This window comes from Flexivirga meconopsidis, assembly GCF_026162425.1.
GTDB classification, from domain to species: Bacteria; Actinomycetota; Actinomycetes; order Actinomycetales; family Dermatophilaceae; genus Flexivirga; species Flexivirga meconopsidis.
Genome location: NZ_JAOBQJ010000001.1, coordinates 141,842 through 164,484 on the forward strand (window position 1 = coordinate 141,842; position 22,643 = coordinate 164,484).

General features: G+C 67.9%; 20 protein-coding genes. 10 read left to right on the forward strand and 10 right to left on the reverse strand.

All coding sequences use genetic code 11. The annotated features are described in order from the left end of the window. Window positions 1–25: 25 nt before the first annotated feature. Window positions 26–484 carry an AAA family ATPase gene (locus N2M23_RS00700; protein WP_341870569.1) on the forward strand — a complete coding sequence of 153 codons (459 nt, stop codon included), beginning with the start codon at window positions 26–28 and terminating at the stop codon, window positions 482–484. A 6-nt stretch (window positions 485–490) separates the two neighbouring features. Here the strand turns inward: N2M23_RS00700 and N2M23_RS00705 are convergent, their stop codons facing one another. After that, window positions 491–1,702 carry a PucR family transcriptional regulator gene (locus N2M23_RS00705; RefSeq protein WP_265442563.1) on the reverse strand — a complete coding sequence of 404 codons (1,212 nt, stop codon included), beginning with the start codon at window positions 1,700–1,702 and terminating at the stop codon, window positions 491–493. 133 nt (window positions 1,703–1,835) lie between these two features. On the opposite strand from N2M23_RS00705, the gene N2M23_RS00710 reads away from it, so the two are divergent. The 7 genes from N2M23_RS00710 to N2M23_RS00745 are packed head-to-tail and all read left to right on the forward strand — an operon-like array spanning window position 1,836 to window position 12,210. Further along, on the forward strand, window positions 1,836–2,699 hold the full coding sequence (locus N2M23_RS00710; protein WP_265442565.1) for a squalene/phytoene synthase family protein: 864 nt from the start codon (window positions 1,836–1,838) through the stop codon (window positions 2,697–2,699). Next, window positions 2,696–3,556: a presqualene diphosphate synthase HpnD gene (hpnD, locus tag N2M23_RS00715; RefSeq protein ID WP_265442566.1), complete on the forward strand. Its 861-nt coding sequence runs from the start codon at window positions 2,696–2,698 to the stop codon at window positions 3,554–3,556. Before N2M23_RS00710 ends, hpnD begins: the two co-directional genes overlap by 4 nt. Next, on the forward strand, window positions 3,553–5,958 hold the full coding sequence (gene hpnE / locus N2M23_RS20530; RefSeq protein ID WP_279671313.1) for a hydroxysqualene dehydroxylase HpnE: 2,406 nt from the start codon (window positions 3,553–3,555) through the stop codon (window positions 5,956–5,958). The genes hpnD and hpnE overlap by 4 nt, the downstream gene beginning before the upstream one ends. 4 nt (window positions 5,959–5,962) lie before the next feature. Continuing rightward, entirely contained in the window at window positions 5,963–7,912 is a 1,950-nt protein-coding gene (gene shc / locus N2M23_RS00730; RefSeq protein WP_265442567.1) for a squalene--hopene cyclase, read from the forward strand. Continuing rightward, the gene (gene ispH, locus N2M23_RS00735; RefSeq protein ID WP_265442569.1) at window positions 7,909–9,378 is read left to right on the forward strand and encodes a 4-hydroxy-3-methylbut-2-enyl diphosphate reductase; all 1,470 of its coding nucleotides are present in this window, start codon (window positions 7,909–7,911) and stop codon (window positions 9,376–9,378) included. The genes shc and ispH overlap by 4 nt, the downstream gene beginning before the upstream one ends. A gap of 16 nt (window positions 9,379–9,394) precedes the next feature. Then, complete coding sequence (gene hpnH / locus N2M23_RS00740) at window positions 9,395–10,390, forward strand: adenosyl-hopene transferase HpnH (protein ID WP_265442571.1); 996 nt, start codon at window positions 9,395–9,397, stop codon at window positions 10,388–10,390. Then, window positions 10,390–12,210 carry a 1-deoxy-D-xylulose-5-phosphate synthase gene (locus tag N2M23_RS00745; RefSeq protein ID WP_265442573.1) on the forward strand — a complete coding sequence of 607 codons (1,821 nt, stop codon included), beginning with the start codon at window positions 10,390–10,392 and terminating at the stop codon, window positions 12,208–12,210. Before hpnH ends, N2M23_RS00745 begins: the two co-directional genes overlap by 1 nt. Here N2M23_RS00745 and N2M23_RS00750 read toward each other — a convergent pair. Next, entirely contained in the window at window positions 12,184–13,398 is a 1,215-nt protein-coding gene (locus tag N2M23_RS00750) for an alpha/beta fold hydrolase (protein WP_265442574.1), read from the reverse strand. The two genes, N2M23_RS00745 and N2M23_RS00750, sit on opposite strands and share 27 nt — an antisense overlap. A 97-nt stretch (window positions 13,399–13,495) precedes the next feature. Between N2M23_RS00750 and N2M23_RS00755 the strand changes: the two genes are divergently transcribed. Further along, window positions 13,496–14,131 carry a TetR/AcrR family transcriptional regulator gene (locus N2M23_RS00755; RefSeq protein ID WP_265442575.1) on the forward strand — a complete coding sequence of 212 codons (636 nt, stop codon included), beginning with the start codon at window positions 13,496–13,498 and terminating at the stop codon, window positions 14,129–14,131. Here N2M23_RS00755 and N2M23_RS00760 read toward each other — a convergent pair. From N2M23_RS00760 to N2M23_RS00780, 5 genes are read right to left on the reverse strand one after another with little or no spacing between them, the layout of a single operon-like run. Next, the gene (locus tag N2M23_RS00760; protein ID WP_265442576.1) at window positions 14,119–15,420 is read right to left on the reverse strand and encodes a carboxylesterase family protein; all 1,302 of its coding nucleotides are present in this window, start codon (window positions 15,418–15,420) and stop codon (window positions 14,119–14,121) included. The two genes, N2M23_RS00755 and N2M23_RS00760, sit on opposite strands and share 13 nt — an antisense overlap. After that, window positions 15,417–15,863, reverse strand: coding sequence for a nitroreductase/quinone reductase family protein (locus N2M23_RS00765; RefSeq protein ID WP_265442577.1), 447 nt, complete (start codon window positions 15,861–15,863; stop codon window positions 15,417–15,419). The genes N2M23_RS00760 and N2M23_RS00765 overlap by 4 nt, the downstream gene beginning before the upstream one ends. Then, entirely contained in the window at window positions 15,860–16,303 is a 444-nt protein-coding gene (locus N2M23_RS00770) for a VOC family protein (protein ID WP_265442579.1), read from the reverse strand. Before N2M23_RS00770 ends, N2M23_RS00765 begins: the two co-directional genes overlap by 4 nt. Before the next feature lie 3 nt (window positions 16,304–16,306). Next, window positions 16,307–17,284: an amidohydrolase family protein gene (locus N2M23_RS00775; protein WP_265442581.1), complete on the reverse strand. Its 978-nt coding sequence runs from the start codon at window positions 17,282–17,284 to the stop codon at window positions 16,307–16,309. Further along, on the reverse strand, window positions 17,281–17,958 hold the full coding sequence (locus tag N2M23_RS00780; protein WP_265442583.1) for an ArsR/SmtB family transcription factor: 678 nt from the start codon (window positions 17,956–17,958) through the stop codon (window positions 17,281–17,283). Before N2M23_RS00780 ends, N2M23_RS00775 begins: the two co-directional genes overlap by 4 nt. 97 nt (window positions 17,959–18,055) lie before the next feature. On the opposite strand from N2M23_RS00780, the gene N2M23_RS00785 reads away from it, so the two are divergent. Then, the gene (locus N2M23_RS00785; protein ID WP_265442584.1) at window positions 18,056–18,499 is read left to right on the forward strand and encodes a nitroreductase family deazaflavin-dependent oxidoreductase; all 444 of its coding nucleotides are present in this window, start codon (window positions 18,056–18,058) and stop codon (window positions 18,497–18,499) included. A gap of 4 nt (window positions 18,500–18,503) precedes the next feature. Here N2M23_RS00785 and N2M23_RS00790 read toward each other — a convergent pair whose 3' ends face one another. The 3 genes from N2M23_RS00790 to N2M23_RS00800 all read right to left on the reverse strand — a co-directional run bounded on the left by N2M23_RS00790 (window position 18,504) and on the right by N2M23_RS00800 (window position 22,617). Next, window positions 18,504–19,769: an MFS transporter gene (locus N2M23_RS00790; protein ID WP_265442585.1), complete on the reverse strand. Its 1,266-nt coding sequence runs from the start codon at window positions 19,767–19,769 to the stop codon at window positions 18,504–18,506. Window positions 19,770–19,782: 13 nt separating this feature from the next. After that, complete coding sequence (locus tag N2M23_RS00795; RefSeq protein WP_265442587.1) at window positions 19,783–21,048, reverse strand: MFS transporter; 1,266 nt, start codon at window positions 21,046–21,048, stop codon at window positions 19,783–19,785. Between the two features lie 78 nt (window positions 21,049–21,126). Beyond that, window positions 21,127–22,617 (reverse strand): CCA tRNA nucleotidyltransferase, encoded by a 1,491-nt coding sequence (locus tag N2M23_RS00800; protein ID WP_265442589.1) that lies wholly within the window; start codon window positions 22,615–22,617, stop codon window positions 21,127–21,129. Window positions 22,618–22,643: the final 26 nt, after the last annotated feature.

Here is a 22,643-nt window from a genome sequence, read left to right on the forward strand (position 1 = left end):
CGGGCAGCCGCTCCGCGAAGTGGGGGTGGCACGCGACGACGTCATACCTGGGCACTGGCTGCTCACTCTCGCCCCGGTGCGGCAGCTGATCGACGCCGGCCTCGAGTTCGGCCAGGCGACGGTGCTCGTCGGCGAGAACGGCAGCGGCAAGTCGACGTTGATCGAGGCCATCGCGATGGCCTATGGGATGAACGGTGAGGGCGGCTCGACCGGCGCCACGCACAGCACCTGGCGCAGCGAGTCACCGTTGCACGACTGGCTTCGGCTGGTGCGCGGAGCCGGCGCGTCGCGGTGGGGTTACTTCGTGCGCGCCGAGACAATGCACGGAAGGTGCTCGAACTCGATGACAACGGCTTCCATCCGAGAGCGTGGGAGCAACTCGACGTCGTCCAGCACTACCGCAGATTCTGTGAGGCACCCGAACGCTACCTGCGACACCTGCGCTGAGTTGTCCTCCCGCGAGTGCGCGCCGTCATACCCCTAGACCGGGTTAACGCCCCGGCGGCGAGCCCCACACGAGCGCAAGGAAGAGCTGCTCGCGCTGCTCCGGATCATCGAGCACGTCCCCGAAGACCTGACGCACCTGATCCATCCGGTAGCGCACCGTCTGCGGGTGAATGTGCAGCTCCGCAGCGACCGCCGCACGCGAGCCGAAATGCCGCAACCAGGAGGTCAACGTCTCGACCAGACGGTCGCGGGTGCCCTCCGGCACCCGGTCCAGCGGCGCCAGCACTCGATCGCGCAGTGCCGCAAGCAGATCCGGGTTTCGATGCACCAGCATGGTGTCGAGGTGGTCCGGCACGAAGACCAGCCGGTCGGGCAACGCGCCGCCGACCTGGAGCCGGCGCGCGATCCGCGCGACCCGCATGCTGCGCCGAGCGTCGGTGATCGGCACGGGCGGCCCGATCACGGCAGACGTGTCACCCACGGCCCGCTCGAGCCGAGACCGTATGCCGGCAACCCACGGCACCAGCCAGCCGACGACATCATCGACGTGCACGACCAGCCATTCGGGGTCGAGACGAGGACTGGTGCGCAGCGGCGGCTCACCGTCATCCCGCAGCAGAACGAAGGCGAGCTGGTCCGGGACCGCCCAGCCGGCCCGGTCTGCGGCGAGCAGCACCCCGTTGCGATCCGGCAGGCTCGACATCAACAGACCGGACAGTTCTCCACGGGCCCGGTGCGAGACCAGACCGCGCTCGGACTGCTCACGCACGTAACCGTCGGTCGTTCGCGCCGAAATGTCATGGGTCAGCATGAAAAGTGTCTGCGCCAGCCGCGACACCCGCCTGGAGTCCAGCTGCGCCTCGATGGCGGCCCGCGAGATGTGCTCCCACGCCACCTGCGCACCGGACTGGTATGCCGTGAGCAGCCCGTTCAGATCGCGACCCTGTTGAAACTGGGTGCGTCCGAGCTGTTCGAACATCGCGACCAGCAGCGGATCGAGCTCCGGCGACACCGCCGTGTGCTCGAGCGCGTCATCATCGATCGTGCCGACCAACCGGGGGATCACCCGATCCGCGGCATTGCTCAACTGGGTGCCATGCTGGTCCGCGAATGCCAGGCACGCCGGCCAGACGATGTCGAGTTCGGCCGATACATCGAGCATGATCGCGTTGAACTGCTCGGTGAGTAGCCGCTCCAATGCTTGCGATTGGGCGTTTCGTGCGTGCGCGACGCTCAGCCGAGCTCGTTCTGTCATAGCGTGAGTCACGCTCCATGCTTCCCCGATGTCATTCCCCATCAGGTCTATCACTCTGTGACAAATCTGTGGGCCGAACCTCACACCTTCGAGACTACCGGAGGAATCCTCCGGAAGAGCAGACTGTGTTTTCATGTCGGGTTCGCCTTCCCCGACGGTTGCCGCCACCTCCGACGACACCGCCGCTCCGGACGCCACGACCGAGAACTTTCCGGTCGCGCTGCGCATCCTGCCCGCGCGGCATCGGCAAGCACTGCTGCGCGTCTACGACGTCGCGCGACACATCGACCAGCTCGGGGACGCCGCCGCGGGTGATCGCGTCGTTGCACTGGTGGCGTTCCGGGAGGACCTGCACCGGGTGCGGGACGGGTCGGTCCCTCGTGAGGAGGTGCTGCGGCGCGTGGCTCCCGTCATACGGGATGGAGTGGGGGTGCAACCCTTCGACGACCTGATCGAGGCCAACCTGATCGATCAGCGGGTGTCGACGTATGACGACTTCGCCGCTCTCCTGCACTACTGCTCCTACTCGGCGCACCCGGTCGGTCGACTCGTGCTCGCGATCTTCGGTCAGTCGACAGCTGGGCGAATCCGCTTGTCCGACAACGTATGTGCAGCGCTGCAGGTGCTGGAGCACTGCCAGGACGTGGTCGAGGATCACGCCGCCGGCCGGGTCTACCTGCCCCGGGACGACCTGCGCGCCGCAGGTGTCGATCCGGAGGATCCGTTGGCGCCCCGCAGTGCCGATGCGCTGAAAACCGTGGTGTTGCAACAGGTTCGCAGGTCGCGCACGTTGCTCGACGACGGTCCGCGGCTGATCGCCGAGCTGCACGGCTGGGCACGGATTGCGGTCTGCGGGTTCGTCGCAGGCGGTTTGGCCACCGCCGACGCGCTGGAGCGCGCCGGCGGGGACGTGACCGGAGATCCGGTGCGTCCGCGACGAATCGACCAGCTACGACACGGCATTCGACTGGTGCTGCGATCAGGGGGACGACGGTGACCATCGACCAGGCTTACGCGCAGGCTGAGGCGATCACCCGCACCGAGGCGCGCAACTTCTATTACGGCATTCGGTTGTTGCCGCCGGCCAAGCGCAAGGGGTTGTGCGCGCTCTACGCCCTGGCACGCCGCATCGACGACATCGGGGACGACGAGGCGCCGCTGGCCGAGAAGACCTCGGCGCTGGCCGATGTGCGCAAACAACTGTCCGACATCGACGCGACCACTGACCCGGTCATGGTCGCCGTGGCAGACACCGCGCGCCGCTACCCGGTGCCGCTCGAAGCCTTCGAGGAACTCATCGACGGCGTCGAGATGGACCTGTCCGGGGCGACCTACGACACCTTCGACGACCTGCGGGTCTACTGCCGCTGCGTGGCCGGATCCATTGGTCGACTCTGTCTGTCGATCTTCGGCACCGGCACCGACCCGCGTGCGCCGCTCTATGCCGATCAGCTCGGGATTGCGTTGCAACAGACCAACATCCTGCGCGACATCCGCGAGGACCTCCTGCTCGGACGCGTCTACCTGCCGACCGCGGAGCTGGCCGAGCACGGGGTGCGTCTCGAGCTCGACGACCAGGGGGCGCTCGACGATCCCGATGCGCGGCTCGCGTCATACATCGAGTTCGCGGCCGGTCGTGCCGAGCACTGGTACACACTCGGGCTGCGGCTGGTGCCCGAACTCGACCACCGCAGCTCGGCATGCTGCGCCGCAATGGCCGGCATCTACCACCACCTCCTGATCCGCATCCGGCGCAACCCGACCCAGGTTTACGGCCAGCGGCTCTCCCTGCCCGCGACGGAGAAGGGACGCGTGGCGTTGTCCGCACTCGGCAGGGCGGTGTTGCCGGTATGACGGCGCCCGCTCGCTCGGTGTGCGTCGTCGGTGGTGGACTCGCCGGCATCACCGCTGCCCTGCGGCTTGCCGACGCCGGCCTTGAGGTGACGCTGCTCGAGAGCCGGGCCCGGCTCGGTGGCCTGACGCATTCCTTCCAGCGCGACGGGTTGTGGGTGGACAACGGGCAGCACGTGTTCATGCGCTGCTGCACCGCCTACCTCCAGTTGCTCGACCGGCTGGGGGTGCGTCACCTGACGCACCTGCAGGATCGTCTCGATGTGCCGGTCGCCAGCGAGCTGACCTCTGCGACAACTCGCTTGTCTCGCAACAACTTTCCCGCCCCGCTGCAACTGTCCGGTGCTCTCCTGCGACACCGGTGGATGCCGTGGAGTCAACGGGCGCTGGTCGGCGCGGTCGCGCTCGGCATCGGTCGGCTGGATCGCACCGACCCCGCGGTGGACGACCAGTCGTTCGGCGCCTGGCTCCGCGGGCGCGGGGTGAGCGATCGTGCGATCGAGGTGATGTGGGAGCTGATCGGAAAGGCGACGCTCAACGCCGGCGCGGATGACAGTTCGCTGGCGCTGGCCGCGACGGTCTTCCAGGTCGGCATGCTGGCCGACAAGTCTGCCGCTGACCTCGGCTGGTCCGACGTGCCACTGCAGCACTTGCATGGTGACCCGGCGGTGCGCGCCCTGGATGCAGCCGGCGTCTTCGTCCGCACCCGCAGCAAAGTCACCGCAGTAGGTGTCGCGGACGATCGCATCGGACTCGAAACCGGCGACGGGCCAGAGAGTTTCGACGAGGTCGTGCTCGCGGTGCCACCCACCGCGTTGCAGCGAATCCTCGACCCGACTCTTCTCGGGCTGCCCGCGGACGTTGCCGAGCGGCTGGGTGCCGCGCCCATCGTCAACCTGCACCTGGTGCTCGACCGACCGGTCATGGACACCGATTTCGTTGCCGCTGTGGACAGTCCGCTGCAGTGGGTCTTCGACCGGACCGAGCAGTCCGGACTCACCGAGGGCCAATACCTCGCAGTGTCGCTGTCCGCGGCAGACGACCTGATCGGACACACCAATGCGCAGTTGCGCGCCTGGGCGATGCCGCATCTGTGCGCGTTGCTGCCACGGCTGGCGGACGCCGACGTGCGCGACTTCTTCGTCACCCGCGAACCGGAAGCGACGTTTCGGCAGGCTCCGGGCAGCGGTCGCCAGCGAGCCGTGGCGCGCACCGCCGCGAGGGGTGTCTTCCTCGCCGGTGCATGGACCGCTACCGGCTGGCCGGCGACGATGGAAGGCGCTGTCCGCAGCGGTAATTCGGCTGCTGAGGCGATCCTGGCCGGGCCTCTTGAAGCGACCTCGGCCCGCACGGCAGCACGGAACGCGGCGCCTATCGAGACCACCCGATCGGAGGCAAACATGAGCGACCTGCGCACCGTCCTGGAACAGACCCGGACCCTCGTCACACCGGCGCTGCACAAAGCGGTCGACAGCTTGGACGGCCAGGAGCGGCTCGTCGTGGCCTACCATCTCGGCTTCGTCGACACGGCAGGCGATCCTGTCACTCATGACGGCGGCAAGGGGCTGCGTCCGACGCTGGTCCTGCTCGGTGGGCAAGCGGTCGGGATTGACCCGGCGCAGGTCGTCGGCGCCGCGGTTGCCGTCGAACTCGTGCACAACTTCTCACTCGTGCACGACGACATCATGGACCGTGATCGCACCCGACGGCACCGACCAACGGTGTGGGCGGTCTGGGACGACGCGACCGCGATCCTCGCCGGTGACGCCATGCAGACGCTTGCCTTCGAGACCCTGCTCGGCGACCCCAGCCCGCACGCAGCCGCTGCAGCACACCTGCTTGCGACAACCACTCGCGAGCTCATCCACGGCCAGGTGCTCGACATGGAATTCGAGCAACGCGAGCGGGTTTCGCTGGCCGACTGCCGCGCGATGGCGGCTGCCAAAACGGGAGTGCTCCTCGCCTGCAGCGCAGCCGTGCCAGCAGTGCTTGCCGGTGGGACCCACGAGCAGCGAGCGGCGCTCACGTCATACGGGCGGCACGTGGGTGCGGCCTTCCAGCTCGTGGACGACCTGCTCGGCATCTGGGGAGACCCCGAGGTGACCGGCAAGTCCAACCACTCCGACCTGCGGGCCAAGAAGCGGTCATTGCCCATCAGTTGGGCGTTGGAACAGCCGGGGTCCGGTCGCGTGCAGGACTGGCTGGTCAACGGACCGACCGACGACGACACGATCGCCGGCATCGCCGCCCACCTTGCCGACATCGGCGCCCGCGATTGGTGCCGCAGCAGTGCCGACACCGAGGTTGCGGCGGCGCTCGAAGCACTCCACCAAGCACAACTCGATCCGGCCGCCGTGGCCGGCCTGACCGAGGTGGCGCACTACGTCGCCGGACGGGAGGCATGACCCAATGACCGAAACACTCACCGGGACAGGCATGTCCGCATCCATCACCGCCGAGCAAGCACGCGGGACCGCCGACCGGGCAATCGCATATCTGCGCAAGCAACAGCTGCCCTCTGGGGCGTGGAAGGGCGAGCTCGAGACCAACGTGACGATGGACGCCGAAGACATGATGCTGCGCGTCTTCCTCGGCATCGACACCGAGCAGACCCGGGACCAGACTGCTCGGTGGATTCGCAGCCAGCAGCGGGCGGACGGCACCTGGGCCATCTACCACGGTGGGCCCGGCGAGCTGTCGACCACGGTCGAGGCCTGGATCGCGCTGCGGATGGCGGGAGACAAGCCGACCGCGGACCACATGGTCGCGGCACGCGAATTCATCGTGCAGTCAGGGGGATTGGAGCAGACCAGAGTCTTCACCCGCATCTGGTGCGCGCTGTTCGGATGGTGGGATTGGCGCGACCTTCCGAACCTTCCGCCGGAGGTGATGTTTCTCGGCAAGCACGTCCCGCTGAACATCTATGACTGGGGCTGCTGGGCACGCCAGACGATCGTGCCGCTGACCGTCGTCGGCACGTTGCATCCGCGGCGCCGGATGACGTGGGACCTCGACGAGCTGCGCACCGGCACAACCCGCGGCGAGGCGGTGCCGGCCGGCGGCATCGCCGGAGCATTCCAGAAGCTCGACACCGCACTTCATGCATACAGCAAGCACCCGATCGGCCCACTGCGCCGTCATGCGCTCCGCGAGGCAGCGGAGTGGATCCTCGCCCGGCAGGAAGCCGACGGCGGCTGGGGTGGCATCCAACCCCCTTGGGTTTACTCGATTCTCGCGCTTCATTCGCTCGGCTACCCACTCAACCATCCGGTGCTCAGGGCCGCGCTTGACGGGCTGGAGGGCTTCGTCATCACCGAGGACACCACCGACGGGCCGGTCCGGCGGCTCGAGGCATGTCAATCGCCGGTCTGGGACACAGCGCTCACCCTGAATGCGTTCCTCGAGGCGGGCGTCGACCCGCGAGACGAAGCCGTGCGCAAGGCCGCGGACTGGCTGGTCGACGAACAGATCACCGCTTCCGGCGACTGGACCGTCCAGCGTCCGAAGCTGCCCGCCGGTGGCTGGGCGTTCGAATACGCCAACGACACCTACCCCGACACCGACGACAGTGCCGTCATCGTGATGGCCCTGAACCGGGTCATCTCCCGCCGCCAGCCCCTGGTGGATCAGGCCGTCTCCCGAGGGATCGCCTGGACCGCCGGCATGCAGTCCAAGGACGGCGGCTGGGGAGCGTTCGACGCCGACGGCACCGCGAAATTGCCTGGGAAACTTCCATTCTGCGACTTCGGCGCCGTCACCGACCCTCCGTCTGCCGACGTCACCGCGCACGTCGTCGAGATGCTCGCCGCGGTAGGTCGACAGGGCGGAGCCCGCTGCAAGCGAGGCGTGCAGTGGCTGCTCGATCACCAGGAGGCCGACGGATCGTGGTTCGGGCGGTGGGGAGCCAATCACCTCTACGGCACCGGCGCCGTCGTGCCGGCACTCGTCGCGGCCGGCGTGCCGGCAACCGACCCCGCCATACAAGCGGCACGTCGGTGGGTGGTCGCGCACCAGAACGACGATGGCGGCTGGGGTGAGGACCTCCGGTCCTACGAGGACCCGTCCTGGGTCGGCCGCGGCGAGTCCACTCCCTCGCAAACCGCCTGGTCGCTGCTGGCTCTGGTCGCCGCCGGTGAGCTCGGCGAGCCGCTCGCCCGGGGCATCGACTATCTGACGAAAACGCAGCGCGCAGACGGTGGCTGGGACGAGGCGATGTTCACCGGCACGGGCTTCCCCCGTGACTTCTACATCGCCTATCACCTCTACCGGCACATCTTCCCGATCTGGGCGCTGGGTCGTGCAATGACCGCGCTACGCGGCGGCGAGCAGGGCGACCGGCCCACTCTGGAGCTGGTATGACGAAGGCCCAGCTGCTGACGCCACTGCGCATCGAACGCGCGGCGGTCGAGCGTGGCCTGCGCGACCCGGTGCACGTCTCGGGACGCGGGCCCGACGGCGTCGCCCCGGTGACCGACGTGCCGACCGTCCTCGCCGGGGTCGCCGGCGGTCTGGACCCGACGGTCCGGCCAGCCGATGTCGTGGTCGCCGACCGACTGCACGCCGACGGCGGCGAGGTGCTGCTCAACTCCGCACAGCCGTTGGCCGCCGCCCTGCGACGGGCCGGCCTGCGGGTGCACGTCGGCACGCTGGAGAGCGCGGATCACGTCGTGACCGGAGGCGAGCGGAGCGCCCTCGCCCGCAAGGGAGGCTTGGCAGTCGATACCGAATCTGCTTACCTGGCAAGGCAGTTGGACCCCGCACGGCTCGCCGTCGTGCGTGCCGTCGTCGACACCGCCGACTACCCGCTCCTGCACACCGGCACGCTGCGCCGGGGGGTGGCCGCTCTCCGCACACTGCGCCGCGCGGCACCTGTGCTGCAGCAATGGCTCGATGCCTGCGGTCCTCGCACCGTCATACGCGCGGAGCCGCAGTCGTTCTGCGCCGGCGTCGAGCGGGCGATCGAGATCGTCGAACGTGCTCTCCAACGGCACGGTGCGCCGGTCTACGTGCGCCGACAGATCGTGCACAACACGCATGTGGTCGCCGACCTGGAGGCACGAGGCGCTGTCTTCGTGCAGGAGCTCGACGAGGTCCCGGAGGGCGCACTCGCTGTGCTTGCCGCGCATGGCGTCGCGCCCTCAGTCCGGATGCAGGCACGCGAACGCCACCTGCAGGTCATCGACGCAACCTGCCCGTTGGTCGCCAAGGTGCATCAGGAGGTACGGCGATTCAGCGGCGCAGGACGGACGGTCTTCCTGATCGGTCACGCCGACCACGAGGAGGTCGTCGGAACCCGTGGCGAGGCACCGGATCGCGTCGAGGTGATCGGATCCGTCGAGGAGGCCGAGTCGGTGGAAGTCCTTGATCCCGAGCATGTTTCGTACGTCATGCAGACGACGCTCTCGGTCGAGGAGGCGGACGAGATCGCAGCTGTGCTGCGGGGACGGTTCCCGGCACTGCAGGCGCCGCGCCGTGACGACATCTGTTACGCCACGAGCAACCGGCAGCACGCCATACGAGAGGTCGCGGTGGATACCGACCTGGTGCTCGTGCTCGGATCGGCCAACTCGTCGAACTCGATGCGCCTGGTCGAAGTCGCGCGCGCAGCCGGGACCCGCGCGCACCTGATCGAGGACGCCAGCGACCTGCGTCTGGAGTGGCTGACCGGCGTCCGCCGCGTCGGCGTCAGCGCAGGGGCGTCCGCTCCCCCGGCCCTGGTCGACCAACTCATCACCGCGCTGTCGGCGTTCGGCGAGATCACGCAGACCCGCCACGGCAGCGTCACCGAGACCGTTCAATTCACCCTGCCCCGAGAGGTCGTGTAGAGATCCCATGCCACACATGCCACTTCGCCAGTCCATCCGTCTCGGCCAGTACCTCATGAAGCAAAAGGTCGCCCGACGCGACAAGTTCCCACTGCTGGTCGAGCTCGAGCCGCTCTTCGCCTGCAATCTCAAGTGCACCGGCTGCGGCAAGATCCAGGAGCCAGCGGCCATGCTCAAGCAGCGGATGCCGGTGGAGCAGGCCGTCGCGGCTATCGAGGAATGTGGTGCCCCGATGGTCTCGATCGCCGGCGGGGAACCGTTGATGCATCCGCAGATCCACGAGATCGTGCAGGAGCTGCTGGACCGCAAGAAGATCGTGTTCCTCTGCACCAACGCGTTGCTCATGGCTCGCCACATCGACAAGTTCACGCCGCACCGCAACTTCGCCTGGATGGTGCACGTGGACGGGATGAAGGAGCGGCACGACGCGTCGGTCAGCAAGGAGGGCGGGTTCGAAGCCGCCATTGACGCGATCAAGCTGGTGCAGTCGCGTGGCTTCCGGGTGATGACGAACACCACTGTGTTCAACAGTGATTCGCCGCAGGACGTGATCGACGTGCTCGACTACCTGAACGACGAGATCAAGGTCGACAACATGCAGATCGCTCCGGGATATGCCTACTGGAAGGCACCCGACCAGGAGGGCTTCCTCGGGGTCGAAGAGACCCGGTCGTTGTTCGCCAAGGCGTTTGGCGACGGGCGACGCAAGAAGTGGCGGCTCAACCACTCGCCGCTGTTCCTCGACTTCCTCGAGGGCAAGGTCGACTACGAGTGCACGCCCTGGGCGATCCCGTCATACAGCCTGAAGGGGTGGCAGCGGCCCTGCTACCTGCTCGACGATGGTTACGTGTCGACCTATCAGGAGCTCATCGAAGACACCGACTGGGAGGCCTTCGGTCGTGGCAAGGACGAGCGCTGCGCCAACTGTATGGCGCACTGCGGCTACGAGCCGACGGCCGTTCTGGCGACAATGGATTCGCTGAAGCAGACCATCCGGGCGGCGGTGGCCTGATGTCCGCGCCGGATCTGCTCGGTCGGATCGCGGGTCCGGCCGACGTCAAGGTGTTGCCGCAGCAGTCGCTGCCGCAACTTGCAGCCCAGATCCGCCGACGCCTGGTCGACGTGGTGTCCCGCACCGGTGGCCACCTCGGACCGAATCTCGGGGTTGTCGAGCTCACCATCGCGCTGCACCGTGTCTTCGATGCGCCTCGCGACCGCATCGTCTGGGACACCGGTCACCAAAGTTACGTGCACAAGATGCTCACCGGCCGTGCCGACCGGCTGGAGACACTGCGCACCGCCGGCGGTCTGTCCGGCTACCCATGCCGTGCCGAGAGCGAGCACGATCTGGTCGAAAACTCCCACGCTTCAACGTCATTGTCGTATGCCGACGGCCTGGCCCGGGGACTCGAACTCACCGGGCAGGGACGGCACACGGTCGCCGTCATCGGCGACGGAGCACTCACCGGCGGCATGGCGTGGGAGGCCCTGAACAACATCGGCGCGTCCCGCCGACGGGTGGTCGTGATCCTCAACGACAACGGCCGGTCGTATGACGAGACGATCGGCGCGTTGCCGGCACACCTATCGGCGTTGCGGACGTCCACCGACGGATCGGCGCCGAACCTGCTGCGGATCCTCGGGTTTGACTATCTCGGTCCGGTGGACGGTCATGACCTGGGTGCGCTGGACGTCGCGCTTACCGAGGCACGCGATGCGACCGGTCCGGTGGTGGTGCACGTCGTCACCCGTAAGGGAATGGGATATGCCCCGGCGGAGGAGGACGAAGCAGACCGGATGCACACGGTCAGCCCGGCGCCGAAACCCACTGTGGTGAGCACTGATTCGGCGGTGACTGCGAAGCAAGCCTGGACCGACGTGTTCGGTGAGGAACTCGTCGCGATCGGTGAGGAACGCTCCGACGTCGTCGCGCTGACAGCGGCGATGCGGTTGCCCACCGGGCTTGGAGCATTCGGCGAACGCTTCCCGCATCGGCTGGTCGACGTCGGAATTGCCGAGCAGCACGCCGTCACGTGCGCCGCGGGCCTGGCCAGCAGCGGTCTGCACCCGGTGGTCGCGGTCTATTCGACCTTCCTCGGTCGCGCCTTCGATCAGGTGCTGATGGATGTCGCATTGCACCGGCTCCCAGTGACTTTCGTGCTCGACCGGGCAGGAGTCACCGGCCCCGACGGTCCGTCACACCACGGGATGTGGGACGTGACGCTGCTGCGGGGCGTGCCTGGCCTGCGGCTCGCCGCCCCGCGCGACAAAGTGCGCCTGCGAGAGCTCCTGCGCGAAGCGCTCGCCCATGAGTCGGGGCCGACGGTGCTGCGTTACCCGAAGGGATTCGCGCCGGCACCAATCCCGTTGCACAGTCGTTTCGGCTCGTTGGACGTGCTGACTCCGCGGCAACTGCACTCGCAGGCACTGCTCGTCTCCAGCGGCCCGCTGGCGGCTGTCGCGGTGGACGCGGCCCAGCGGCTGGCCGAGCTGGGGGTGTCGGCGACGGTGGTCGACCCGCGCTGGATCCACCCGGTCACGCCGGAGCTGATGAGCATGGTGTCCGATCACGACATCGTGATCACGTTGGAGGACAACGCAATCGGCGGTGGCCTGGGCGCCGCACTGTCGGTCGCGGCGCATCGTGCCGGGCTCGCGACTCGCGTCATACCGCTTGGGCTTCCGGTGGATTTTCTCCCGGCGGGCGAGCGCGCTGACCTGCTGACGGCATACGGCCTTGACGCCGACAGCGTGGTGCGGGCCGTGACCGGCGCGCGATGGCCAACCGCGACCCCCGGCCACCGATCATTGAAGGGATTGGTCAGCACCTGATCGAGCGAACCCACCTTCGGGTTGACCGACCGCCGCCAGCCAGCCGGTGATCTGCCGCAGCGCGGCTGGGTAATTGCCGACCTGGCAATGGTTTTGGGCCTGTTCGGCCTCGGAAAAGACGCGAATCGTCACCGACCGCGGGTTGGTCAGCGTGCCGATTTGGCGGAGCAACTGATCGTTCGGGACGTAGTGGTCCTGGTTGCCGTGCAGCAAGAGAACGTCTTGCGCGATCAGCGACGAGATCGAGTCGGTTTCGTACTCGGTGTATGCCTGGAACACCTCGAACGGCGTGCTCTTCCCGGTCACGTGCCGTCCCTGGTGCAGCGCCCACTCGAGGAGCAGATGACCGCTCGAGGTATCGCGCATCAGCGCATCGACACCGTCGGCATCGCCTGCTGCGATGAGCTCGCGCAGTCGCCGCCGTCGCGATGCGGGGACCGCGTGCAACTGGATGTCCAACAGATCGGGCATCACGCCGTAACTGATCACTCGTGTAACACGCTTCTCCGCCGCGGCGGCCCGCAGCACCAGACCACCACCCATCGAGAAGCCCATCAGCGTGACCTCGGTGAGTTCGAAGTAGTCCAGGATCGCCTCGACCGGGCGCTGCCAATCCGCAGTGAAGGTCAGTCCGTCGTCCTCCAACGGAGCGCCCTGCCCCGGGCCTTCGAAGAGCGCCGTGTCGTAGCCGTCGTTATACAGCTGGAAGGCGGCGCTGAACCACTCCTCGATGTAACTGTCGAAACCACCGAAGACCACGATGGTGCCCTTCGGCTCGGTCGGCGTAAACCGGTATGCCGGCAGGTGATTCGCGCCGTACGGGACGCGGAACTGCTCGCCGTCCTCGATCCGGTAGTAGTCCTTCACAGTGCGCAGGAAGGACTCTCGAGCGGGGTTCTTGCGTGGGTCCCCTGACGGGATGAAGAACTCCGCCATCCGGGTGTAGGCGGCCCGCTCCAGCGCATCGTGCAGCGGGCGGGCGTCCGCGAGTTCGAGAAGCGCCTCGGAGAGCCGGCCATAGTCGTCCAGCCCCGCGGTCGCGCGGCGAAGGTCGGTCAGCATGTCAGGGGTCCCGACCCAACCGAAGAATCTGTTGAGCTGGAAATTGACGCTGCGGTCGGGATGCAGCGAGTGGTAGCCGACCGGCAGGTGCCGTCCGCGCCGCTTCAGCGTTGTCGCAGAACTCATCTCGCTCCTCAGGTAGCTAATACAACTTCTTGTTGCGTTAGATACCCTGGTCCGACGTCCAGTCGATGGCAACGGCAAGTTGCGTTAGGGGGTGGTGGTGGCCGAGCCCAAACGACGACCCGGCGGACGTTCGGAGCGAGTTCGCGTCGCGGTCTACGACGCGACGTTGCACGGGCTGCACGAGGACGGCTACGCAGGCCTGACGATCGAGAGCATCGCCGCACGGGCGAGTGTCCACAAGACGACCATCTATCGGCGTTGGCAGAGCAAGGATGCCGTGGTCGCGGCGGCGGTCGCGGATCTGGTCAGCCAGCAGTTCCCGGTGCAGGCCTCGGGATCGCTGGTGAACGACCTCCGCTACTTCGCGCGCACCTTGGTGCGGTTGCTCAACAGTCGGTCTCCACGGGTGAGAGGGGTGCTGCATGCCTTCTTCTCCGAGGCGTCGACGCTCCCGGAGATTGCGACGCTCAAGCGTGACTTCTTTGCGGGCAGGTATGCCCAAGCCGAAGCCATCGTGTCAGCCGCGGGCGAACGGCATGACATCGCGATCGACATCGATGCCGGCGAACTCATCGGCCTGGTGGTCGCGCCGATCTACTACCGCCTGCTCGTGAGCGGGGAACCGATCACGAATGCAGTCGCCGATCGGGCCGTCGACAACGCCCTCGCCGCCCTCCGCGGTGGCGGATGTCAGTCGAACACACCGAATAGCGGTGCAGCTCAACGAAATTGAACGTGGCCGGTCCTGACGAAGTCGCCGACCGCCGTACTCCAGCTGACTGCGAGTGCCCGGTCGGCGCCTCGGACTCGCCCCAGCATCGGCGCCCCCGCATACGCGTCCAGGTTGTCGAAGACGAACGGCAGGTCGGCGCAATGGGTCGCGCCGAGGTCGGGGCGTTCGGGATTGATACGGTCGAAACAATATTCGTGTGGCGAGCCTCCCGCGGCGGTGAGTGCGCCGGTGAATGCATCGAGTCCGTCGCCGAACACCGCTGCGGTCGCCGCACGCCATCTCGGTCCGTCAGGGGCGCCGTCCGGCAGCGGAGTTCCACCGCCGGCAAGGAAGGCCGTCGACTCGTGTGCGGTGCGCCCGACCAGGACATCCTTTCGCAAGGCGCGGGCCGCGGCGGCGTGCCACGCGAAGTGCATCCCCGCTCCGTCACGCACCGGATACATCGGTGGCGCAACCTGCCCTGACGGTCCGATCGCAGTGAGTTCGCCATAAGCAGAGAGCAATTCATCGACCGGGACCGACCGCAACATCGGCGCGGCCCGCTCGTCCGGCGGAAGTCCGAGCAGCTTGAGCAACGTCGTCGTGGTCCTGCGTGCCACGGATGGGTCCGCCGGCCGTATACCGAAGGGCGTGCTCTGCAACATGATCCGCCGGCCGAGGTGCTGTGTCGCCGGATCGCAGGACAATGCCAACGCGGAGTACGCGCCAGCGGACTGGCCGCCAATGGTGAGCCGCTCACGGTCTCCCCCGAACGCGGCGATGTTTCCGTGCACCCAGCGCAGCGCGGCGGCTTGGTCCTGCAGCCCGAGGTTGTCGGCGCCGATCTCGGGAAACCAGAGGAACCCCAGTGCGTGCAGGCGGTAGTTCGCCGTCACGACCACGATGTCGCCGGCCTCGGCGAGGCGCGCCCCGTCATACCAGTCCCAGCCGGCGGATCCACTGGTGAAGCCGCCGCCGTGCAACCACACCAGGATTGGGCGTTTGCGGGAGTCGCTAACGGCCGCGGCTGGCGCCCATACGTTGAGCGTCAGACTACCGGCCTCGCTCATCGGTGTCCCGTCACGCGATCCCATCACCGCCTCCAGCCGTGACGCGCTCTGCGGCACTGCGGGTCCGGATCGCTGCGCGGTCAGTCGGCCGCGCCAGCCCGGGTGGGGTTGCGGTGGGCCGAAGCGCAGCGCACCCACCGGGTCGGCGGCGTAGGGAATGCCCCGAAAAGCATGGACGGCGCCGAGATCCGTCCCAACGACCGCGCCACTTGTCGTGTGGACACGCGGGCCGCTAGTCACGCGGCCGGATCTGGCGGCACGAGTTGAAACACCGGGTGCTTCGGCACGATAGCCGCGATCTCGGCATCACTCGCGTCCACCCCGACCTCCCAGTAGGGGCGAGTGACCGGCACGTCGCGGATGTACCGACGAATCACCGGCACTGCCGGAAATGGCTGAAGTTCAACGGCGTTCAGCTTCTCCCGGATACGCCCCCGAGAGAGTTCGAGCTCGCCCGACGCCCGCAGGTTGTGCACCCACGCCACCACCCCGTATGGCGCAACGAGGTACCGCTCGCCATCGAGAACCATCACGTCGACCGGGGTCGAGCGAGGCTGCCCGGAACGTCGTCCGCGCACCGTCAGGATGTGCCGGTATGCCGCGCCGACGCCGCGCCTGGTCAGCCACGCATACCCACCATTGATCCCACGGGTCGCCCAGCCGACACGATAGGTGCGGGTCATGCCTCGGCCTCTACCGGCTGCTGGGTGAAGCCCTCGGGGTAGCCGGTCTCGGGCACGGTCATCACCTCGAAGATGTTTCCCGCGGGGTCTTCGAAGTAGACCCCGCGACCGCCACGAGCTGTGTATTCACGGCCGTCGGTGTGCCGGAACGGCCCACTGCCATAAGGGATTCCGTCCGCCCGAATGCGCGCCAGGATGTCGTCGTATTCCCAGGGCGTCACGACGAAAGCGAAGTGATGACTCTTCCCGACCATCGGATCGAAACCCGGTCCACCCCAATCCTCGATCTCATCCGCGAAGTCAAGTGTCAGGCTCTCGTTGATCGGCAGCTGGGCGAAGTGTCCGGGATTGGGCTTCATCGTCCGCCCGAGGACGTGGCCGACGAACTGCGCCGAGGCGACCTTGTCCCGGGCCGGCACGATGGTGTGGTCGAGCAGCATGATCTACTCCTGTTTCTTGCAGTTGTTGGACATTCGGCTATTGAAGAGTCGGGTCGCGTTGCCCGACAGCACGTCATCCGCCTGCGAAGCCGACAGCTCGTCGCGGACATTCGCCGTCGCCGTCAGGAACTCCGCTCCCGGCTGAAAGGGGAAATCGGTCCCCAGCACGAGGCGGTCTGCACCGAGCACGTCCGCGGCGGCCCGCAGGGCCGGTCTATTGTCATGCGCGACAGTGTCGAACCACATCCGCCGGGCTCCCTGACTCGGCGACTCCGGGGTGTCCGGCGACTCCCAGGGTTGTTGCGCATCCATCCGGGGTAGCACCATCGGCAACGCCCCGCCCAGATGCGACCCGACGATCCGCATCCGCGGGTATCGGGCCGGGATGCCCTGCACGAGCAGGTCGGCCAACGCGATCGTGTCCTCGATCGGCGCGCCGACCGACCAGCGCATCGGGCGCCCTGTGATCAGCCCGCTGCGTGCGTCCTGCCCGGCGGGGTGCACGTAGAGGACCCCGCCGCGCCGGTCGAGTTCTCCGAGCAGGTCCTGAAATATGCTGTCCGACAGCGTTTTTCCGAGAATGTCGGTTGTCACCGCAACCCCGACGAAGGACAGGTCGTCGAGGGCGCGCGCGAGTTCCTCCAGCGCCGCGTCCATGTGCGGCAGCGGCAGGGAGGCGAACGCGAGAAACCGGTCCGGGTGCGTCGCGATCAGCTCGGCATACTCGTCGTTGACCTGCCGAGCCGCGGCGACCGCCGCGGGCTCATCGGGCAGGTGCGGCGCGAGCGGCGCCGAGGACAGGATCTGCCGGTCGATCCCGGCACGATCCATAAGCTCGAACCGCGCGTCCAGATCGGCTTGGCTGTCCGTCGCGCCGAGCTGGTAATACATGTCCGTCCAGTCGATCCCGGCGGCGGTGAGGCAGTCGAGGTAGGCGTGCGTCCAAAGGTGTGCGTGCACGTCGATGACCAGGTCGCTCACCGTGCGACCTCCAGTCCGGCGCGACTCCAGGCGGTGAACCCGCCGAGCACTGTGTGCACCGAATGCCCTTGTGCAGCAAGCATTTCCGCGGCCTTCGGGCTGGCCAGACAGTAGGGTCCTTCACAGTAGGCGACCACATCCCGATGACCCGGTATGTCGGTGATGCGCCGTTCCAGGACGGGAAGCGGCACACTGATCGCACCCGGAATGTGGCCGCGGGCAAAGTCCTCGGCGGGTCGCACGTCGACGAGGGTGACAGTGTCCCCGAGCTCGGCCAGTTGCTCGGCCGAGACCGGGGTGAGGTGCGGTTGAGTCGCGAAGTAGTCATCGACCGCGCGGCGCACGTTTGCGACGTGCTGCTCGGCGAACCCGGTGAACGCGCGCAGCAACTGCTCCACGGCCGCCGAGGCGATCGAGTAGTAGACCCGCACCCCGTCCCGCCGCGCCGTGACCAGCTGTGCCGCCCGCAGTTGCTGCAGCTGGGCCGAGGTGTTCTTCAGCGGGATGCCGGACCGATCGGCCAGATCCTCCACCGTGCACTCGCCCTGTTGTATGACGTCAAGCAGTCGCAGCCGCACCGGGTTTGCGAAGACCTTGCCGAACTCGCCGAGTGCGTCATAGACCGGGCGTTCGTCGAAGGGCCGGGGGTGTCGCAGGTAGTGGTCAAAGGCCATATCCCGATAATCGCATACTCACTAGATAATTGGAAAATCGGTGGTCGTCCGATCGGGCACCCTTGCTACAGCCGTAGAACCCGCTTACCGTGCGGCCATGGCTTCTTCGCGAGCGGAACAGATCGGCCGCAAGGTTTTGCAGGCGCACCAGTGGATCTACGACAAGTCCGGCGGCGCACTCGGGCACAAGCTGCTCTTCGGCAACCCGACGCTGCTGCTGCGCACCACCGGCCGCAAGACGGGCAAGGCGCGCACCAATGCGCTCACCTATGGACGCGACGGCGCGGCATACCTGGTGGTCGCCTCCAACGGCGGCGCCCGCAAGCCACCGGGCTGGCTGGCCAACGTGAAGGCCGACCCGACGATCGAGGTGCAGGTGGGCCGTCGCCGCATCCCGGTGCACGCTCGTGTAACGCTGCCCGACGACCCCGACTTCGCGCGCCGTTGGCAAATCGTCAACAAGGTCAACGCGGACCGCTACACCGCATATCAGCGACGGACCGAGCGCAAGATCCCGATCGTCGAACTCACCCCGCGCTGAGCGCTCACGCCTCGCGAACTGCGCGTGCGCTCAGGCCCCACGCGACGGTCAGCAACAAGACCACCCCGAAGGCCACGATCGCCGCATCGATGCCCCACCACGCGGCCAGCACGCCGACCGCGATGACGCCGACGTTGTCGGCCTGCATAGCGATTGCGATGACGGCGCTGAATCGGCCCATCACGGCCTCACCATTGCGCTCGGCCATTGTTTGGACCTGACGGCCGGCCCACCCCGTGAGCGCTGGTCCGCCGCTGGCCATGCCGAAGCCGACGGCTCCGGCCAGCAGCACGGTCACCGGCCACGCCCGGCCACCGATGAGCCCGATGGCGACAATCGCGACGGCAGCACTGCCGAACGCGAGCAGTCCGTGTCGCGGCAGGTGGCCGATCCGTTCGACGCGCAGGGCCGTCGCCAGGGTGCCGACGAAGACGCCCAGGAAGGTCGCGGTGACGCCGAGGGGGAAGGCGATCCCGGGCAGTTGGTGCTCCCGGATCAAGAACGGTACGCCGACGATGACCGCACCCTCGGCCATCGCGCTGCCGACCAGCTGAGTGGTGATGGTGCGGCGCAGGACGACGTGCTGTCCGATGATCTGCAGGCCGCGCAGCACGCGTCGCCCGAACGGCTCGCCACCCACACGGGATCGAGCCTGCGACCCGGTGCGGTCGCCGGCCGACCGGTAGATCAGGGCGTAGAGGACGAAACCGAGCAAGGAGGCCGCGACGGCCACGGTGCCGACGACCGCGCGTCCCAGGGAAGCAGCCAGCAGGCTACCGCCGAGCGCAATCCCGACCAGCTGCGCGACTCGCTGCCCGGTCGCTTCCGCAGACCGGGCCGCCGGCGCCGCATCGGGCGGCAGGAAGGTCGAGACGTAGGCACCAATGGCCGGGTTGTGCAGACCGGCGAGACCGTCGAACCCCATCGCCACCAGGCCGAGCAGGACGAGATTGTCCACGTCCCCAACCCCAAGAACGGCCCACACCGCCAGCAGGACGGTGCGCAGCGCGGTCGTCACCACCAGAATGCGGCCGGAGCCGACACGGTCGACGACGATGCCACCAAAGGGCGCGAGCAGCAGGGCAGGAGCAACGCCCGCCGCGATCACCAGGCTGCCGGCGATGTGGTTTGCGGCACCTGCGCCGACCCAGAGCAGCGTTGCAGACCACAACCCTGCGGCCACCGAATCAGCAACGGTGGCAACCCAATAGGACCGAAACTGCGCGATCCCCGCGACGTCCCGCACGGACCACGTGGTTGTGTCGCTCATCGCGGATAGCTGATCAGTGGGTGCGGGCCGCGGTGAACTTCCGCCGCGGCAGCAACCGCACCAGACTGATCGCGCAGATTGCCGCACCGGCCAAACCGAGCGCCATCGCCGCCGGGTCGACGTCGATGGCGGCAACCAGGCCACCGGTGAGCAACGACCCGAGTGGCTCGATCCCGACGGTGACCAGGCCGAGGATGGACATCACCCGGCCGACCAGTGCCGCCGGCGTCTGCTCCCGCGCGTAGCCGGTGAGCAGCGGGCCGACCGGCCCAACCGCCAGGCCGATCACGAAGGCCGTGGTCGCCGCGGCGGCGCGCGAGTCGGCAATGCCGATCGTCGAGACGGCCAAGCAGGTGATGATGGTCAGGCTGATGCCGAGCAGGGTGCGAGCTCGCGTCGACAACCGGGTCAGTGTCAGCGAGAGCACGGTGCCGAGCGTGATGCCCAATCCGGCGGACCCGATCGCGGCACCGTAATCGCCAGCGCCCCAGCCCATCCGGTGCGCCTTGATCGGGAGCAAGGCCATCAACGCGCCACCGTTGACCAGGTTGACCACACCCTGCGCAGGGATCGTGGCCGACAGCACCGGATGCCGGCGGACGAAGTCGAACCCGGCGCGGATCGTCAGCTCCGGTGCCTCCTCGCCCTCGGGCATCGGAGCATCGGGGATCCGTGCATGGTGCCGCAGTCGGGACAGCAGCAGGGCCACGATCAGCAGGCACGCTGCCGCACCGACCGTCGGAGCGGAGACTCCGCCGCCGCCCAGCAGCAGACCGCCGAGGAAGCCGCCCGCCGCCTGGGCCGCACGCATCGCGACCCGTTCCACCGAGACCGCGGTGCCACGCGCGGCGGGCACCAGATACTCGGTCGGGTAGGTCGACATCGCCGAGTCGTGGAAGCCGGCGACCGCGCCGACCAGCAGGGACACCGCGATGATCGCGACAAATCGGGTCACGTCGAGCGCGACGATCGCGATCACCGACCAGAGCAGAAAGAGCGCCAACCGGATCGGCGTGGTGCGCCGGACGATGGTGCCCGCGCCGTACTTATCGGTGTGTAGACCGCCGACCAGGATGAACGCCACCTGCGGGATCGCGGCCGCAGCGAGGATCACGCCGGTGACCAGGCCGTTGGATGCCGACGCGGCGACCCAGCCGAGCATGAGGTACCACATGGAATCCGCCGTCACGTCGAGGAACGTGACCCCGAGCAAGAGGCGGAACGGGCCGACGCCGACCACTTGACGCGGCGTCCAGCGGGAAGTGGCGTCGACACTCATGACGTCAACATGTCATTGCGCGACACGCTTCTGTGCTCGTCCCCAGGCAAAGATTTGGTAATGACGGAGTAGCTCGCATCAGGATGCACTCGACTCCGGCTGCTCCGCCCACCACCGCAACAGCTCCTCGCGGGCGGCGTCCTCGCCGACCGGGCCATGATCCAGCCGGTAGGCGAGCAGGTGTTTGTACGCGCGCCCGAGCACCGGGCCCGGCCTGATCTGCAATGCCTCGGCGATCTGGTTGCCGTCGAGTTCCGGTCGCACCGCGTCCAGCTCCTCCTGCGCGCGCAGCGCCGCGATGCGCCCCTCCAGTCCGTCGTATGACGCAGCCAGCGCCGCTGCCTTGCGGCGATTGCGGGTTGTGCAGTCGCTGCGGGTGAGCAGGTGCAGCCGGGACAGCAGCGGTCCGGCGTCGGTGATGTAGCGGCGCACCGCCGAGTCGGTCCACTGGGCATCGCCATACCCGTGGAAGCGCAGGTGCAGCTCGGTCAGCCGCGACACGTCGTTGATCGTGGCCTTGTCGAAACGCAACGCCCGCAGTCGTTTTCGGGCCAGCTTCGCGCCGACCATCTCGTGATGATGGAAGGAGACGCCGCCGCCGGACTCGAAGCGCCGGGTGGCCGGTTTGCCGACGTCGTGCAACAGCGCGGCCAGGCGCAACACCAGGTCCGGGCCGCCGACGAGTTCCGGCTCGTCCAGCCCGGGCACGACCCGCGGACCTTCCAGCGCCATCGCCTGCTCCAGCACCGTCAGCGAGTGCTCGTAGACGTCCTTGTGCCGGTGGTGCTCGTCGACCTCCAGCCGCAGCGCGGGCAGCTCGGGCAGCACGTAGTCGGCGATGCCGGTGTCGACCAGGAGAGTGAGCCCGGAGCGCGGGTCCGGCGAGAGCAGCAGCTTGATGAGTTCGTCCCGCACCCGTTCGGCCGAGATCATCTCGATCGACGAGGCGAGCTCGCTCATCGCGGCACGCACTCGCGGGTCCACCGCGAAGCCGAGCTGAGCGGCAAACCGGGCCGCGCGCATCATCCGCAGCGGGTCGTCGCCGAACGACACCTCCGGCGGGGACGGTGTCATGAGGGTGCGGGCCGCGAGCGCGGCGATCCCGCCATACGGGTCGACAAAATCCAGCGACGGCAGCCGCAGCGCCATCGCGTTGACGGTGAAGTCGCGCCGCACCAGGTCGTCCTCGAGCGAGTCGCCGAACGCGACTTGCGGTTTGCGGGACTGCCGGTCGTAGACGTCCGACCGATAGGTGGTGACCTCGACGACACTGTCGCCCTTGCGTGCCCCGATCGTGCCGAAGTCGCGGCCGATGTCCCAGGTTGCCGATGCCCAGGGCTTCAGCAGGGCCTCGGTCTGGTCGGGTGTCGCCGAGGTGGTCAGGTCCAGATCGTGGGAGCTGCGGCCGAGGAACGCGTCGCGCACCGGTCCGCCGACGAGCGCGAGCTCGTGGCCGGCGGCGGCGAAGAGGTCACCGAGTTCCTGCAGCAGCGGCAGCGAGGGCGCGAGGTGGCTCACGGCGCGGCGGCGCAGCGCGTCATACGAGTCGGAGGGGTCGGACGTCGGCACGAGAGTCAAGGGTAGGTCAGCGAATC